The organism is Curtobacterium sp. PhB190 (assembly GCF_004365385.1).
In the GTDB taxonomy this organism is placed as follows: Bacteria; Actinomycetota; Actinomycetes; order Actinomycetales; family Microbacteriaceae; genus Curtobacterium.
Genome location: NZ_SODN01000004.1, coordinates 333,614 through 349,291, shown reverse-complemented (window position 1 = coordinate 349,291; position 15,678 = coordinate 333,614). Strand labels below are relative to the sequence as shown.

The 15,678-nt window shown below is 73.0% G+C and carries 13 protein-coding genes and 1 tRNA gene; 3 read left to right on the top strand and 11 right to left on the bottom strand.

All coding sequences use genetic code 11. The features are described from left to right. The first annotated feature begins 78 nt into the window (after positions 1-78). On the top strand, positions 79-1,152 hold the full coding sequence (locus EDF47_RS08975) for an aromatic acid exporter family protein (protein ID WP_123938833.1): 1,074 nt from the start codon (positions 79-81) through the stop codon (positions 1,150-1,152). Positions 1,153-1,212: 60 nt separating this feature from the next. On the opposite strand, the gene EDF47_RS08970 is transcribed toward EDF47_RS08975, so the two are convergent. Further along, on the bottom strand, positions 1,213-1,551 hold the full coding sequence (locus EDF47_RS08970) for a hypothetical protein (protein WP_111084550.1): 339 nt from the start codon (positions 1,549-1,551) through the stop codon (positions 1,213-1,215). A 225-nt stretch (positions 1,552-1,776) separates the two neighbouring features. Here EDF47_RS08970 and EDF47_RS08965 point away from each other — a divergent pair, with 225 nt between their 5' ends. Both EDF47_RS08965 and EDF47_RS08960 read left to right on the top strand, forming a co-directional pair. Beyond that, positions 1,777-2,454, top strand: coding sequence for a response regulator transcription factor (locus tag EDF47_RS08965; protein ID WP_111084549.1), 678 nt, complete (start codon positions 1,777-1,779; stop codon positions 2,452-2,454). Then, positions 2,451-3,962, top strand: coding sequence for a HAMP domain-containing sensor histidine kinase (locus tag EDF47_RS08960; protein ID WP_123293948.1), 1,512 nt, complete (start codon positions 2,451-2,453; stop codon positions 3,960-3,962). The genes EDF47_RS08965 and EDF47_RS08960 overlap by 4 nt, the downstream gene beginning before the upstream one ends. Positions 3,963-3,998: 36 nt before the next feature. Here EDF47_RS08960 and EDF47_RS08955 read toward each other — a convergent pair whose 3' ends face one another. The 10 genes from EDF47_RS08955 to EDF47_RS08910 all read right to left on the bottom strand — a co-directional run bounded on the left by EDF47_RS08955 (position 3,999) and on the right by EDF47_RS08910 (position 15,657). After that, positions 3,999-7,424, bottom strand: a complete 3,426-nt coding sequence (locus tag EDF47_RS08955) for an error-prone DNA polymerase (RefSeq protein ID WP_133936703.1) — start codon at positions 7,422-7,424, stop codon at positions 3,999-4,001. Positions 7,425-7,446: 22 nt separating this feature from the next. Then, positions 7,447-9,075, bottom strand: coding sequence for a DNA polymerase Y family protein (locus EDF47_RS08950; RefSeq protein ID WP_133936704.1), 1,629 nt, complete (start codon positions 9,073-9,075; stop codon positions 7,447-7,449). A gap of 34 nt (positions 9,076-9,109) precedes the next feature. Further along, complete coding sequence (locus tag EDF47_RS08945; RefSeq protein WP_133936705.1) at positions 9,110-9,997, bottom strand: hypothetical protein; 888 nt, start codon at positions 9,995-9,997, stop codon at positions 9,110-9,112. Positions 9,998-10,033: 36 nt separating this feature from the next. Then, positions 10,034-11,638 (bottom strand): anthranilate synthase component I family protein, encoded by a 1,605-nt coding sequence (locus EDF47_RS08940; RefSeq protein ID WP_131921681.1) that lies wholly within the window; start codon positions 11,636-11,638, stop codon positions 10,034-10,036. After that, complete coding sequence (locus tag EDF47_RS08935) at positions 11,617-12,540, bottom strand: aldose 1-epimerase family protein (protein WP_131921680.1); 924 nt, start codon at positions 12,538-12,540, stop codon at positions 11,617-11,619. The genes EDF47_RS08940 and EDF47_RS08935 overlap by 22 nt, the downstream gene beginning before the upstream one ends. A gap of 78 nt (positions 12,541-12,618) precedes the next feature. Further along, positions 12,619-12,694, bottom strand: a tRNA-Ala gene (locus tag EDF47_RS08930). A 108-nt stretch (positions 12,695-12,802) separates the two neighbouring features. Then, positions 12,803-13,177, bottom strand: a complete 375-nt coding sequence (gene rsfS, locus EDF47_RS08925; protein WP_131921679.1) for a ribosome silencing factor — start codon at positions 13,175-13,177, stop codon at positions 12,803-12,805. A gap of 131 nt (positions 13,178-13,308) precedes the next feature. Further along, on the bottom strand, positions 13,309-14,850 hold the full coding sequence (locus EDF47_RS08920) for a hypothetical protein (RefSeq protein WP_133936706.1): 1,542 nt from the start codon (positions 14,848-14,850) through the stop codon (positions 13,309-13,311). Beyond that, the gene (gene nadD, locus EDF47_RS08915) at positions 14,847-15,446 is read right to left on the bottom strand and encodes a nicotinate-nucleotide adenylyltransferase (RefSeq protein ID WP_111084540.1); all 600 of its coding nucleotides are present in this window, start codon (positions 15,444-15,446) and stop codon (positions 14,847-14,849) included. The genes EDF47_RS08920 and nadD overlap by 4 nt, the downstream gene beginning before the upstream one ends. Positions 15,447-15,456: 10 nt before the next feature. Next, positions 15,457-15,657, bottom strand: coding sequence for a hypothetical protein (locus tag EDF47_RS08910; protein WP_123293955.1), 201 nt, complete (start codon positions 15,655-15,657; stop codon positions 15,457-15,459). Positions 15,658-15,678: the final 21 nt, after the last annotated feature.

The following is a 15,678-nucleotide window of genomic DNA, read 5'->3' as shown; positions in this document are numbered from 1 at the left end:
CATCAGTCAACCGTGTCCGGACGTTTTCGTCGCGTTCGTGCACGGCTCGGCGTGCGGGCGGTGGCTAGCGTGGTCGAGGTGAACCCGGTCGCGCGTCTCCGCAGCTCCAGTCGCACGCCGTTCCTGCAGGTCGTGAAGACCGCGGTCGCGGTCGTCGCGGCGGTGTTGCTGTGCCGGCTGCTGATCCAGGGACCGTTCCCGACCTTCGCCGCGATCGCTGCACTGCTCGTCGTGCAGCCGAGCATCAACCAGTCGTTCGTCAAGGGCCTCGAGCGGAGCGCCGGGGTAGTGCTCGGCGTGCTGCTCGCCACCGGGTTCCACCTGCTGCTCGGCGACTCGGTGTGGGTCGTCCTGCTCGTGGTCGTGCTCGCCATCCTCATCGCCTGGGTGCTCCGGCTGACCCCGACCTCGGCCACCCAGGTCAGCATCAGCGGGATGCTCGTGCTCACCGCGGGGGTCGTCACGCCGAACTACTCGGCCGACCGGATCCTCGAGACGGTGATCGGTGCGGTCGTCGCCCTCGTCGTGAACGCCCTGATCATCCCGCCGGTCCTGCTCGAGCCGGCGCACCTCGCCGTCGCCCGACTCGCCCGCGACACCGCCGTGGCCTTCGAACGCGTCGCGATCGGCCTGACCGAGGGGTGGGACCGCGACCGGTGGCAGGACGCCCTGGTGCGGGCCCGCGCGCTCCGGCAGCAGCACGCGAAGACCGAGGCATCACTGAACGCGGCCCGCGAGTCCCTGACGATGAACCCGCGTGGCGGCCGGCACCGCACGATCCTCGACCGCGACGTCGCCATCACCGAGCACCTGCGCGTCCTGGTCACGCGCGTCACCGGCATGACCCGGGCGATCCACGACAACACCGCACCAGACCTGCGCGCCGATCCGGTGGTCGGCGGCATCGCGACCGAGGTGGCCCGGATCGGCTCGGACGTCCGCGCGCTGAGCGCCCGGGTCGAGTCGACACGGCTGGACCCGTCGTTCGCCGCGGGCGCCGGTCGGGACGATGCCGGGGTGGCGACCGCGGAACCCGCGCTGACCGCGCCGATGGAGATCGTGCGACCGAACTCACGGCACTGGGTGCTCATCGGCGCCCTGCTCGAGGACGTCCGACGCGTGCGCGAGGAGCTGCTCGGCGAGGACGACTGACGCCGGTCGGTCGCGGGGTGCCAGTGCCGGCGCCGCTCGGGCGCGGCGTGCCGGTGCCGGTCAGCGCGTGGCGCGTGCGGCTTCGGCCGCCGTCTGCACGACGTCGTCCCAGATCACCGCGGCCGGCACGGCGGGATCGGTGCCGGGCACGCCGACGTCGGCGAACCGGCTGATCTCCGCGACGACGGCCTCGGTGCCGACTTCGCGCGCCGCGCGGCTCGCCACGTCGGGGACGGCCGTCCGCAGTTCGGCGACCACGCGGTCGCGGCGGACGCCCTCCATCTGGCCGAGTGCGCCGATGCCCTTCCACGCGGCATCGAGCTCCGCGCGGAGACGGACGATGGCCGGGTGGTCGACGGACGGGTGGTCGACGGACGCGTGGTCGATCGGGTCGTTCATGGTGCCCCCTGGTGCAACGGACCGCCCTTCGGGTAAGCGCTGTCCGCCAGGTGATCCTACCAATGAAGCAAGAAGTCCTCATGTCCCTAGAACGCGGGACAGACCGTTCTGCCCGGTGGCCTGGCAGCCACGGTACCCGCTCCTGTGACGAGATTCAGTGAGTTCGGCCTGGGCATCGACCCTCCGCGCCCGTTCGATGCCACGATGGGTCCGAGGAGGTCCACTATGCGGCTGTTGGTGGTCGAGGACGACGACGAGATGCGTGCCCTGATGGAGCGCGGTCTCGCTGCCGAGGGGTACCGCGTGACGGCGGTGGAGAACGGGGTCGAGGCGCTCATCGCCCTCGGCGAGCAGGCGTTCGACCTGGCCGTCGTGGACGTGATGATGCCCGGCATGTCCGGGTTCGAGCTCGCTCGACGCATCCGCGAGCGCGAGGACCCCGTACGGATCCTGCTCGTCACCGCGCGCGACGCCGTGGACGACCGCGTGTTCGGCCTCGACGCCGGCGCGGACGACTACCTCACCAAGCCGTTCGCGTTCGCCGAGCTCACCGCCCGGCTCCGCGCCCTCGGTCGCCGCGAGTCCGCCGGGGCACCCCGCACGATCGAGGTCGGCGACGTCTCGATCGACTCCGAGGCCCGTCGCATCTCGATCAAGGGCCAGCGCGTCGCCGTCAGCCCGACCGAGTTCGCGCTGCTCCGCCTGCTGGCTCGCTCCGCCGGCAGCGTGGTCGACCGGCCGAAGATCCTCGAAGAGGTCTGGGACGGCTCGCAGCACGTCGACCCGAACGTCGTCGAGCAGTACATCTCGTACCTCCGCAAGAAGCTCGTTGCCCACGAGGCCACCGTCGCGATCGCCACCGTGCGCGGCCGCGGGTACCGCCTGGATCTGCTCGGGGCGTGAGCGGGGCCTCCGCTCGCCCGGGGCCGGACCGCCCACGACGCGGTCTGGTCCGCCCCCTGCGCCTGCTGTCCCTGCGGGCACGGATCACGATCGGCTCGACGGCGATCGCCGCGGTCGTGATCGTGCTGCTCGTGCTGGTGATGCGGTTCCAGGTGGTCAGCGTCGTCGCGAGTGCGACCCGCACCCTGTTGGACGCCGACGCCGACCCGTACGTCGCCACGCTCGAGGTGGACAGCGATCCCGACCTGTCCCCGCCGGGCAACGCGCAGCTCGTCGCCGTGGTCTCACCGTCCGGCGACATCGTGCTCTCGACGATGCCCACCCGGGTGGAGAGCGCTCTCGGCAGCCTGACCTCCACTCCGGCCGGCACCTCGATCATCCGGGTGTCCGGGTCCGAGTACCGCGTGGTCGTCGAACACCCCGTGAACCAGGCCGGCCGGTGGACGGTCGTCGCCGCCCGGAACTCGCAGGCCGAGGCGATCGTGGTCGACGACCTCACCTCGACCCTGTCGCTCACCGGCGTCGCGATCCTGCTCGCCTTCGGCGTCGCTTCGTGGATCCTGGCGACCGCGGCACTCCGTCCCGTCAACCGGATGCGCCGAGAGGCCGAGCGGCTGTCCGTCGCGCCCGAACGGGCCGAGCTGCCCGTCGGCCCCGCGCAGGACGAACTCGCGTCCCTGGCCACGACCCTCAACGCCTTCCTCGCCCGCACGCGCCAGGCCACCGAGCGGGAACGGCAGATGGTGTCCGACGCCAGCCACGAGCTCCGCACACCGCTCGCCATCCTGACCACCCAGCTCGACCTGGCGTCGCTCGACGGTGACGACGCCGCCGCCCTGGCTGCCCACATCGAGCGCGCCAAGCACAGCGTCGCCCGGCTCTCCCGGTTGGCGAACGACCTGCTCGCGTTGTCGCGGATCGAGGAGTCCGAACGGCGGGAACAGGACGGCGACCAGCGCCCGGAGACCGCCTGGTCCGACCTCGGCGACGAGGTCATGGCGGCCGTCGACCGGGTCCGGCTCATCGCGTCGGCCAAGGACGTCACCGTCGACTTCGACCTCGAGGCCCCGGTGGCCGTCGGTGGCTCCGGGCCCGGCATCGGCGGTGGGACCCACGAACCCCGCTACCGGCTCGACACCGGTGGCATGGCGCAGCTCGTCACGAACATCGCGGGCAACGCGGTGTCGGCGCTCCCCCGCGGTGGCGGCATCTTCGTGTCCTGGCGCAGCACCGGCGGCGAGGGCGTCCTGCAGGTCACCGACGACGGCCCCGGTGTCCCTGAGTCGTTCATCCCGGTGGCGTTCGACCGGTTCACCCGACCGGACGAGGCCCGGAAGTCGCGCCCGAACCCCGATCCGGCCACCGGTGCGATCGCCCTGCCGGGTGGATCCGGGCTGGGCCTCGCGATCGTCCGTGCGGTGGCCGAACGTGCCGGTGGGACGGCGTCGCTGCGGAACGTGCGCTCCGGCGGACTCGAGGTCACGGTGCGACTGCCCGAGGTCGAGTAGCCGCGCACCCGCTCCGCGCCCGTCGCCCGCGACCACTCACTGGAAGTCCCGCGACCGCGTGCGCACGGACAGCGACAGGTGCTCGATCCGGTCCGCCACCAGGTTGACCACGCCGTCGGGTGACCGCTCGAGGATGCCGCGGACGATCACCGCCGGGGATTCCCGGGCGACCCGGCGGTAGCGGCCCCACACCCCGACGCTGCAGATGACGTTGACCAGCCCGGTCTCGTCCTCGACGTTCATGAACGTGATCCCCGACGCCGTCGCCGGACGCTGCCGGTGCGTGACGATCCCGCCGATCTCGACCCGCCGCCCGGTCTCGGCCGTCGCGGTGTCCTGCACGCTGAGCACCCGGCGAGCGGCGAGCCGGTCGCGCACGTGCCGGACGGGGTGGTCGTCGGTCGTCATGCCCGTCGACCACATGTCGGCGATCAGGACGTCGCCGCTCGTCATCTGCCCGAACAGCGGCGGTTGGACGACGACCTGCGTGTCCGGCAGCTGGTCGGCGCGCTCCGCAGCGGCCTGCGCCGCCGACCACATCGCCCCGCGGCGGTCGATGTCGAACGGGGCGAAGGCGTCGGCGGCGGCGAGCGCCTCGAGCTGCGCCGTCGTCAGCCCCACCCGGCGGGCCAGGTCGGACATGTCGACGAAGGGACCGTTCGCGTCACGCTCGGCGACGATCTTCTCGGCGCTCTTCCGGCTGAGCGAGGCGACCTCGGCGAGTCCGAGCCGGACCGCGAACGCGCCGTCGCGGCGGTGCCGTGCGGTGTCGTCGGGCAGTGCCTTGTCGAAGGGCAGCACCGGCGGCTGCTCGGTGTGCAGGCAGGCGTCGTCACCGCACGGGGGCACCACCTGGTCGTCGCCGAGCGGTTCGAGCGTGGCGTCGACACCCGAGCGGAGGATGTCCGGTCGGAGCACCTGGACGCCGTGCCGACGGGCGTCGGCGACCAGGGTCTGCGGTGAGTAGAACCCCATCGGCTGCGCCCGGAGCAGCGCGGCCAGGAACGCCCCCGGGTAGTGCAGGCGCATCCAGGCGCTCGCGTAGACGATCAGGGCGAAGCTGATCGAGTGGCTCTCCGCGAAGCCGAAGTTCGCGAACGCCTGGATCTTCGCGTAGATCGCGTCGGCGTCCTCGCCGTGGATGCCGTTGTCCGACATGCCCGCGTAGAGCTTGTCGCGCAGCCGGTCGATCTTCTCGTGGCCGCGCTTCGACCCCATCGCGCGCCGCAGCAGGTCGGCGTCGTCGCCCGAGCAGTTGCCGACCGCGATCGCCATCTGCATGAGCTGCTCCTGGAACAGCGGCACCCCGAGGGTGCGTTCGAGCACCGGTTCGAGCGACGGGTGGATGTACGTGATCGGTTCCTCGCCGGTCCGACGCCGGATGTAGGGGTGCACGGCACCGCCCTGGATCGGGCCGGGGCGGACGAGGGCGACCTCGATCACCAGGTCGTAGAACCGCCGTGGGAGCAGCCGGGGCAGGGTGCCCATCTGCGCGCGGGACTCCACCTGGAACACCCCGATGGTGTCGGCTCGGCAGAGCTGGTCGTAGACGCCCTGTTCCTCCTTCGGCATGGAGTGCATCTCCCAGCGTTCCCCGCAGTGCTCCGCCGCCAGGTCGAACGAGTACTGCAGCGCCGCGAGCATGCCGAGGCCGAGCATGTCGAACTTCACGAGCCCCATGAAGGCGCAGTCGTCCTTGTCCCACTGCAGCACCGTGCGGCCGTCCATCCGCGCATGCTCGATCGGCACGACCTCGCCCACCGGCCGGTCGGTGAGCACCATGCCGCCCGAGTGGATGCCGAGGTGGCGCGGGAAGCCCAGGACGTCGCTCGCCAGCCCGACGACCGCCTGCGGGATGTCGTGGTCCTGGCTCTCGGTCACCGAGCCCCACCGTTCGACCTGCTTCGACCAGGCGTCCTGCTGCCCCGGGCTGTGGCCGAGGGCCTTCGCCATGTCGCGGACGGCACCCTTCGGGCGGTACGTGATGACGTTCGCGACCTGGGCGGCGTTGTACCGGCCGTACTTCTCGTAGACGTACTGGATCACCTCTTCGCGGCGGTCCGAGTCGAAGTCGACGTCGATGTCGGGTTCTTCGTCGCGCATCGCCGACAGGAACCGCTCGAACGGCAGGCCGTAGCGGATCGAGTCCACCGCGGTGATCTCGAGCAGGTAGCAGACCGCGGAGTTCGCGGCGGAGCCCCGCCCTTGGCAGAGGATCCCCCGGCCGCGGGCGTACTGCACCATGTCGCGCACGATCAGGAAGTAGCCGGGGAAGTTCTTGTCCTCGATCACCGCGAGCTCGCGTTCGATGCGCTCGCGCTTCTGCGGGTCCACGCCGTCGGCGCTGCCGGGGTAGAGCCGACGTGCACCCGTCCAGGTGAGCTCCCGCAACCAGGACATCGCGGTGTGGCCGTCCGGCACGTCGAGGTCGGGCAGCCCGGGCTTGACCGTGCGCAGCCGGAACCCGAGTTCGTCGGCCAGCGTGACGGTGTTCCCGATCGCCCCCGGGTACCGCCCGAACCGCCGGGTCATCTCGGCGCCGGAGCGCAGGTGCGCGGTGTCGGCGGCCGGCAGCCACCCGTCGATCTCGTCGAGGCTGCGCCGGGCCCGGACCGCGGCCAGCGCCGTCGCCACCGGGAACCGGTCCGGGGTGGCGTAGTGGACGTTGCCGGTCGCGACCAGGGGCAGCGTGTACCGCTCGGCGAGGGTCGCGAGCACGTCGTTCCGCGCACTGTCGAGCGGGTCGCCGTGGTCGAGGAGCTCCACCACGACGTTGCTGCGCCCGAAACGGTCGAGCAGCACGCGCAGCGCGGTCTCCGCCGCGGACTCCCCGCCCTGCTCGAGCGCCTGCCGGACGGTGCCCTTCCGGCACCCGGTGAGCACCCGCCAGTGTCCGTCGGCCCGCCCCGCGAGCTCGTCGAGGTCGTAGCGCGGGCTGCCCTTCTCGGACCCGGCCGCGAGGTGCGCACTCGTCACCGCGCCCGCGAGCCGGTGGTAGCCGTCCTGCCCGTCGGCGAGCAGGAGCAGGTGGGAGCCCTCGGGATCGGGGACGCCGTTCTGCGGTTCGGTCAGGCCCAGCGAGAGCTCGGTGCCGTAGACGGTGCCGACCTGCGGGTACGCCTCGGCGACCTCGGCCATCCGGGCGGCACCGTAGAAGCCGTCGTGGTCGGTGAGGGCGAGGGCGTGCAGGCGCAGCCGTGCGGCTTCCTCGAACAGCTGCTCGGGCTGGCTGGCGCCGTCGAGGAAGCTGAAGGCCGAGTGCGCGTGCAGCTCGGCGTACGGCACGACCGGAGGGCCGTCGTCCGCAACCGCCGGCTGGTCCGTGGGGACGTACGGCTCGCGCTTCCGCGACCACGCCGGGCTGTCCCCGCCGTCGCCGGCCTTCGCCGTCCCCGGACTGCGCTTGTCCGACAGGGCGCGTTCGAACTGCGACCACGGTACGGGTGGGTTGCTGTAGCCCATCAGGTCCTGCTCCTGGATCGGTTCACGTGGCGATCGCCTCCGCCCACCACCGGTGGTCGGCCAGCACCAGGTACCAGGCACGGCCCTCGGCGTCGACGAGCTGCAGTCGGTGCAGTCGTCGACCGCCGGACTCCCACCACCGCACGACGAGCGGCCAGGGGCCCGCCCAGGCCGTGACGGGTGCGAACCCGCCGCCCCGGTCCCCCTCGGCGCGGAAGCGTTCGGGTGCGCCGGACAGCACGCCGCGGTCGTCGACGTCGACGCTCGCGCCGTCGCCGGAGACCACGTCGACCGGCCGGGGACGCTCGAGCACCGTGGCGGGCGGCGGGCCGGGCAGTTTGCCGGGCCACGGTCGGTCGCGCACGGTGGCCAGGGCACGCTCGCCGCCGGGTGGGGCGTCACCCCACGGCACGAGCACCACCCGCTCGGACAGGGTCCGGCCACCACCGACCCGCGGGCTCACCACCCCGTCGTGCCCGACCATGCCCTGGATACGGGCCAGCCCGTGGTGCACGCGCTCGTCCGGTCCGGAGCCCCAGAGTCCGCGTTCGTGGTTCGCCATGTCGTCGACGGCGACCGGCTCGAGCACGACCGAGGTGACGGGGGCCTCGAGCCCGGTCGGGTCGACCCCGCCGGCGAGCTGCCACCGCACCCGGTCGACGACGTCGGCGGCGTCGAACCACCGGGGGTGCGCCCACGTGCGTTCGAGCAGGATGTCCCGCTCGTCGACGATCCCCACCCGGATGGTCGTCGCGACGAGCCCCGCGGCGCGGAGGCGTGCGGCGAAGTCGTCGGCGGAGCGCCGGAACGCGAACGCGATCTGGTCGGCACGGTCGAGCGGGGGTTCGAAGGCCGCCTCGATCCGGAGCTCGGGCGGGATCGCGCGCGCCGAGATCTCCCGTGGGTCGCGTCCGCCGGCCAGCCGGTGCAGGAACGCCCCGGCGACCCCGAACCGGTCGCGGACCTGCTCGTCACTGAGCGACGCGAACGCGCCCAGCGTGGTGATGCCGAGCCGGTCGAGCACCGTCGCGAGCTCGGGGTCGCCGAGCACACCGAGGGGCAGGGCCGCCAGGAAGTCCGACGAGCCGGAGACCGGCACGATCCGCACCCGTTCGCCGGGACGCACCGGTCGGGCCCGTGCCGCCTGCTCCGCCGCGAACGGGGTGTCCGCCACACCGGCCCGCACCGCCGGGGCACCGTGGTCGGCCGCGATCCCCGCCAGGGTCGCCGCGGCCGCCCGCTCGCCGCCGTAGTACCGCGCCGGTCCCCGGGCACGCAGGGCGAGGGTGCCGGGCCGCAGTACCTCGACCCCGGGGACGGCGGCCTCGACCGCGCGGATGACGGGTTCGAACGCGCGGTGGTCGAGGGCGTCGTCGTAGGGGTGCACGACGAGCTCCGGACAGCGCGCCTGTGCCTCGCGCACCCGGAGGCCCCGGACGACGCCGTGCTGCCGTGCGGACGCGGAGCTCGCGAACACCAGACCCTTCGCGACCACGGCGAAGGGTTGCTCTGGCGGTGCCCCGGCCGCGCGGGCCGCCGCGATCACCGGCCAGTCCGGGCACCAGAGCACGATGGTGCGGGTCGGCGGTGGCTCGGGCAGTGCCCCGCCGCGGGCGATCGCGTCGGCACGGACACGCCCCGGCGCGATCACGACGCCACCGCCACGCCCAGCAGCACCCCGGCGATCACGACGCCACCGCCACGGGCCGCACCCGGGTGTCGCCGGACCCCACCGACGGCACGGGGGTCGCCGTCCGGACCGTGCCGTCGGCCGCGGGCAGGAGCAGTTCGGCGCTGGTGGGGCGCACCGCACCCGCACGACCGGTCGCCGTCACGGTGGCGCGACGCTCGGTCAGGTGCCCGTGGCCCTGACCGATGCCGCTCCACACCGACGACGTGATCCGCAGCGTGACGTCCGCGCCCGGCCAGGACCCGAGCGCGACGAGGGCCCCGCCGCGTTGCCGGAGCCGGGCCGACAGGCGGGCGACGTCGCCCGGTACCACCCGGCCGAGCGGTCGGGTGAGGACGATCTGGGCGACGTCCGCCATCGCCGCGGTCACCGCGAGCCACTGGTCACCCGGATCGGGGACGAGCACGAGCCGCTCGAGGTCGATCCCCGCGGCGGCCGCGGCCTCGATCCCGAAGGACGGCACCCCGACGACCGCGCACCACGCACCGGACGCCGAGGCCGCCTGCAGCATGGTGATCGCGAGCAGCACCGACTCGGGGACGGCGTAGGTGCCGCCGACCCGGATCGCACCGCCGGGCAGCAGGGGTTCGAGAGCGGAGGCGGTCGGGAGCCCAGCGGTGTCGACACGGGTGGACTCCATGTCGGTGACCCGGGACCGCAGGGACGTGATGCGGTCGAGCGCCGCCCGGGCGTCACCGAGGTGGTCCGCAGCGCCCGCGCCGCCCCCACGCGCAGCACCTGCGCCCGCGCGCGCAGCACCCGAACCCCCGCGCGCAGCACCGCCCCGCCCGACCCGGTCCGGGCCGGGCGACCGGAGTGCCGCCGCTGTCTGCATGCCCTCATATTCGAACATGTGTTCGATGATGTCAATCGCGTCCGACATCCGTGGACAATCGGGTCGAACGCGTGTTCGGTCAGCTCACCACGTCGCCACCGCTCCGACCGCGCCGAGCACCGACCGCGTCTTCGTCTCGACCTCGTCCGCCTCGTCCGCCGCCACCGACGACCACGTCACCGCTCCCCCGGCCCCGAGCGTCCGCGACCGGACCTCGACCGGACCCACCCCGCCGCCCGGGGCGTCCACCACCGTCACCAGTGTCCGGATGACCACCGACAGGTCGACCGCCCCGCTCGCCGAGAAGTACCCGATCGTCCCCGAGTACACTCCGCGCGGCGCGCCCTCGAGCCGGTCGGCGATCGCCATCGCGCTGATCTTCGGCGCGCCGGTCATCGACCCCGGTGGGAACGCCGCCCGCACCACGTCCGCCGGCGCCGTCCCCGACGGCAGCACGGCACCGATCGTCGACACCATCTGGTGCACGCTCGCGTAGGTCTCGACCGCGCACAGCCGTTCGACGTGCACCGACCCGGGGATCGCCGTCCGCAGCAGGTCGTTCCGCAGCAGGTCCACGATCATCACGTTCTCGGCACGGTCCTTGGCGCTCGCCGCGAGTTCGTCCCGAACGGCCGCGTCGGCGGCAGCGTCGGCGAGTCGTCGCCGCGTGCCCTTGATCGGTTCCGCCAGCACGGTGCGGTCCGCGGCGATCCGCAGGAACCGCTCCGGCGACCGGCTCGCCACGCGCAGCGGGCCGAGCCGCAGGTACGCACCGAACGGGACGGGGTCCGACGCCCGCATCCGGATGTAGTCGTACAGGTGCGGGTCGTACAGATGCGGGTCGGACAGGTGCGGGTCGGACAGGTGCGGGTCGGACAGGTGCGGGTCCGTGCCGGGGCCGACCCGGGCCTCCCGGCCCCTGCCCGGCACGGAGAAGGAGGTGGTGAGACAGACCTGGAACGCGTTGCCCTCGCGGATCTCGGCGCGGCACGCGTCGACGGCGCGTTCGTGGTCGGCTCGCGACGTGCGTCCGACCGCTGACGACACCCCGGCCGGGAGGCCCGTGGCCGCGTCCGCCACGTCGGCCGGCGACGGCGACCCGGTCACCGTCTCGAGCCACGCCCGGTTCTGCGCGCTGGCCGCCGGTTCCGCGTCGGCGACGAGCGTCAGCGCCCAGGCATCGCCGGTGTGGTCGACGACCACGGCACGGTCCACGAACCGCAGGTCGGCGTCGGCGTGGCCGTCGGCGGTGCGGTCCGGGCCGCCGGACTCGCGACCGAGCTCGTACCCGAGGAACCCGACCCAGCCGAGTGCGAAGCCGCAGCCGGCGATCGGCTCGGGCAGCTGCGGCGTCCGCGCGAGGAGGTCGGCCAGCACGGTGAAGGCCGGACGGTCGTCGGAGGACGACGAGCCGAACCAGCCGGCAGCGGGCGCGGCGACCTCGACGGACGCCTGCCGGTCCTGGTGGCGGAACCGGGCCCCGAACGGCCCATCCGCCCACGTGAGCACCGACCATCGCGCCCGTGGTCGAGCGGCCTCCGGTGCGCCGTCCGGCAGCGCGGAGTCGAGCCACACGAGGTCGCCGTCGGCCGCGGCGGCCAGTGCGCCGAGGTCGGGGACCGGATCGAGCTGGCGGACCTCGATGCGGGCGCCGGCCGACGGACCGGTCAGATCGCGGAGATCGTCCATGCGGCGGCGTGGGACGCACCGGGGGCGAGCACCACGAGACCGCGGTCGACACCGTCGTTGAAGGCGTCCGGGGCGCACGTCATCGGCTCGACCGCCAGGCCGGCGCGGTGGTACTCGGGGACCACGTGGTCGGCCGTGTGCACCTGCACCCACGGGCACACCGGACCGAAGGTCGCGCGGACACCCCGGCCGTCCGCTGCGGTCAGGGCGATGGTCGCGACCCCGTCGGCGTCGCGGTCGAAGCCGGTGAAGGCGTGGTCGATGAACCGGTCGCCGATGCGTGTGGCGGTGCGCAGGTCGAACTCGTCGTGCACGGGGACCAGGTCGGTCGGGATCAGCCGGTCCGGCGTGACCTCGAGCACCTCGGCCGCGGGCAGGGTGAGGGTCCAGTCGTCGACCGTGCCGGCGCCGGCAACCAGGTACGGGTGCGGGCCGGTCCCCCACGGGGCGTCGTCCGCGCCGGAGTTCGTGCCGGTGATCGTCGTGTGCAGCCCGGCGTCGTCCAGCCGGTACTCGACCAGGACCTCGACGCGGTACGGGTAGCCCGCCTGGGCCTGCACGGTGGTGGCGAGCACCACGCGGTCGGACTCCTGCGCCTCGACCCGGAAGTCGGTCCAGGCGACCAGCCCGTGCAGGGCGTGGTGCCGTGCCGGTTCGGTGAGCGCGAGCTCGTGGTCGACACCGCCGAACGAGTACTCGCCGTCGACGACGCGGTTCGGCCACGGAGCGAGGACGGCACCGCGGAACGCCGGCCGGACCTCGTCGGCGGCGAACGGCACGATCAGGTCGCGACCTTCGTGCCGCAGGGTCCGCAGCGTCGCACCGACCGTGGCGATGTCGGCCGTGTACCCGGCGGCGGAGATCGTCAGCGGGGTTCCGGACAGCGGCGCATCGTTGCTCATGCGCTCAGCGTATCGGGCACGTGCGGCCACCCGCACCACGAAGAAACCCCCGCCGTTCCGGGGAACGACGGGGGTTGTTGGTGGATCTGAGGGGACTCGAACCCCTGACCCCCTGCATGCCATGCAGGTGCGCTACCAGCTGCGCCACAGACCCAGATTGTGTTGCTTCCGTGCCGACCAGTTCCCCGGAGGCACCATAGAAGCGTACACCATGCGAACGCCGGGCAACGAAATCGAAGCCGTCACCCGGGCGCGTCGCTGATCAGGCGGTGTGGTCCACCGGGAGCGCGAGCGGGATGGTCGGGCAGTCTGCCCAGAGCCGCTCGAGCGAGTAGTACTGACGGTCCTCGTCGTGGAAGACGTGGACCACGATGTCGCCGACGTCGATGAGGACCCAGCGGCCCTCGCTCCGGCCCTCGCGGCGGAGGGTCTTGGCGCCGAGCTCGAGGAGGCGCTCCTCGACCGCATCGGCGATGGACTGCACGTTGCGCTCGTTCCGACCGGTTGCGAGCAGGAACACGTCCGTGAGCTGCAACGGCCCGGTCACATCGAGCGCGACGAGGTCCTCGGCCTGCTTGGCGTCCGCCGCGAGAGCGGCGGCCTGCACGAGTTCCAGTGCGCGAGTGGAGGCGGTCACGGATTCCTTCCGGTCGTCGACCCGGCAGGGAGCCGGATCGCTTGATGGGTCACGATCATAAGCCACCCCGCCGACGCACGGCCAGGCCGCGGCCGACGCAGGTGTCGGGATCGGTGGTTCGGGTCGGGGCGTCAGCCGCCGAAGGTGTGGGTCGTGACGAGCGCGACGATGATGACCGCGGCAGCAGCGACACCGACGGCGCCGACCGTGACACCGAGGATGAGCGGCGTGCGCGACTCCTTCGGCTTCGCGGCGGCGAGGACGACCTGGCGGGTCGAGGTGTGGCTGGACACCGCGCGGCTGGCGCGCACCGGGCTGGCGTCGGTCTCGGGCTGCTCGTCGTGCTGCTCGAGCAGGCGGTCGACCTCGGCACCGTCGATCGGTCGGTGCGACCCCGTGGAGGACAGCGACGCGGGCAGGTCGATGGACCCGGTGAGGATCACCTCGCCCGTCGCGTTCAGTGCTCCGGTCGGGTCGGCCAGGGCCGAGTTCGGCAGGATGATCGCGTTGGTGTCGGTGACCGCGATCCGGCGGGTGCCGGTCGAGTCGTCGTGCACCTCGGCGTCGTTCGAGCCGTGCGCCTGCTGCGACCAGTGCCCGACGGGCGGCTCGAAGGCCGTCGTCATCGGCTTCGGCTCGGCCGGCCGCTGGAAGGACGCGGGGACCTTCGGAGGGTCGGTCCGTGCGGGCTCCGGGATCGGGACCTCGTTGGTGTCGTCGTCCTCGGGGTCGAGGGACAGCGGGAACACCGCCGGGGTCGACGGTGCGCCGTCCGGGATCCCCGGGAGCGGCGTGGCCGAGGGGTGCTCGGGCGCGGCGACGTCGACCGGTGCGACGGTGTCAGCCGGCGTCTCGTCGGTGCCCGTCTGGTCGGCTCCCGTCTCGTCGGTGCCCGTCTGGTCGGCGCCCGTCTCGTCGGTGCCCGTCTGGTCGCTGGACGTCCCTGCGGGAGCCTCGTCCGCGGCCCCGGCTTCGGGCTGTGCTTCGGAAGCGTCGTCGGCGGGCGGCGACCAGGTCGACCGGTGGCGCCGGGGCTCCTCGGCGTGCGCAGCGGCTTCGTCGAGCGGCTCGAGGGCGTCGGGCGACCCGTCGGCCTCGGTGGCCTGGGCGACCGCTGCCTCGTCGAGCACCGTGGGGGTCTCGGAACCGGACGGCTCGTCCGCGGCGCGCGGCGCCGAAGTCGGTTCGATGGTGTCGACCGAGCCGAGGACGTCCTCGACGGTGCGGTCGGAGGACTGCGGCGTGGGGTTCTGCAGCGGGACCGGCAGGACCGCCTGGTTCTCGGCGGCGCGCTGCTGGCGGATCTGGCGGCGGGTCAGACCACCGCTGCCGGGCACGATCTCGGTCGCCGAGGCGGGCGGGAACGGCGACACCCCGGCTGCAGGGACGGAGGTCACCGGCACGGAGGGCGCCGAGGCCGGCGTGCCCGTCGGTGCCGGCGTGCCCGTCGGTGCCGACGTGCCGGTCGCGGCGGACGCCGGAGCGGAGGACTGGGCCGGACCGCCGGGAGCGGGTGCCACGTGCGAACCGGGCCGAGGACGGGGTTCCGTCGACTCGGCGGGTGCGGCGACGGTCGGCGGCGGCGTCGCGGGCTGCGAACCGGCTGCTGCGGCACGCTCCCGCTCGCGCGCCTGGCGCCGCGACAGGGGCTGCTGCGCGTCGGACGAACTCATGCAACGCTCCGATACAGGTGGTGCTTGGAGATGTACTGGACGACCCCGTCGGGGACCAGGTACCAGACGGGGGAACCACGTCTCACCCGGTCGCGGCAGTCGGTCGACGAGATGGCCAGTGCGGGGACTTCGAGCAAGCTTACGTCTCGCTCGGGGAGTCCGCTGATGCTCAGGTCGTGTCCCGGACGCGTCACGGCGACGAAGTGCGCGAGGTCCCACAGACCATCATGGTCTTTCCAGTCGACAATCTGCTGAACGGCGTCTGCGCCCGAGATGAAGACGAGCTGCGCGTCGGGCCGCTGTTCGTGCAGGTCACGGAGCGTGTCGACCGTGTACGTCGGGCCGGGGCGGTCGATGTCGACGCGGCTCACCGTGAACATCGGGTTCGACGCGGTCGCGATGACCGTCATCAGGTAGCGGTGCTCGGCATCCGTGACGCCGGACTTCATGTACGGCTGACCGGTGGGGACGAACACGACCTCGTCCAGGTCGAACGCCCGAGCGACCTCGGACGCCGCGACGAGGTGACCGTGGTGGATGGGGTCGAACGTGCCGCCCATCACCCCGATGCGCGGTCGTCCGGTGCTCTCGAGCATCGCGTGCAGATCAGCTCTTGGTGTGACCGAACTCGTCGACACCCGTCTCGTGGTGGCGGGTGGCCTCGAACTTCTGCGAGTGGCGGTAGGCCACGTCGCGGAAGCTCCAGGTGACGAAGCCCAGGAAGATGAAGAACAGCGCACCGACGAGCGGGAACACGAACGCCGGGGCGCCGGAGGCGTGCTCCGCAGCTTCTGCGAGGAAGGTCATCGTTCGGTGCTCCGTTCGGTC

Bases quoted from the DNA above. Each gene is read 5' to 3' on its own strand.
- EDF47_RS08970 (WP_111084550.1), bottom strand. From the start codon at position 1,551: ATGAACGACCCGATCGACCACGCGTCCGTCGACCACCCGTCCGTCGAC.
- EDF47_RS08965 (WP_111084549.1), top strand. From the start codon at position 1,777: ATGCGGCTGTTGGTGGTCGAGGACGACGACGAGATGCGTGCCCTGATG.
- EDF47_RS08955 (WP_133936703.1), bottom strand. From the start codon at position 7,424: ATGGGCTACAGCAACCCACCCGTACCGTGGTCGCAGTTCGAACGCGCC.
- EDF47_RS08945 (WP_133936705.1), bottom strand. From the start codon at position 9,997: ATGTCGGACGCGATTGACATCATCGAACACATGTTCGAATATGAGGGC.
- EDF47_RS08940 (WP_131921681.1), bottom strand. From the start codon at position 11,638: ATGGACGATCTCCGCGATCTGACCGGTCCGTCGGCCGGCGCCCGCATC.
- EDF47_RS08935 (WP_131921680.1), bottom strand. From the start codon at position 12,540: ATGAGCAACGATGCGCCGCTGTCCGGAACCCCGCTGACGATCTCCGCC.
- EDF47_RS08920 (WP_133936706.1), bottom strand. From the start codon at position 14,850: ATGAGTTCGTCCGACGCGCAGCAGCCCCTGTCGCGGCGCCAGGCGCGC.
- nadD (WP_111084540.1), bottom strand. From the start codon at position 15,446: ATGCTCGAGAGCACCGGACGACCGCGCATCGGGGTGATGGGCGGCACG.
- EDF47_RS08910 (WP_123293955.1), bottom strand. From the start codon at position 15,657: ATGACCTTCCTCGCAGAAGCTGCGGAGCACGCCTCCGGCGCCCCGGCG.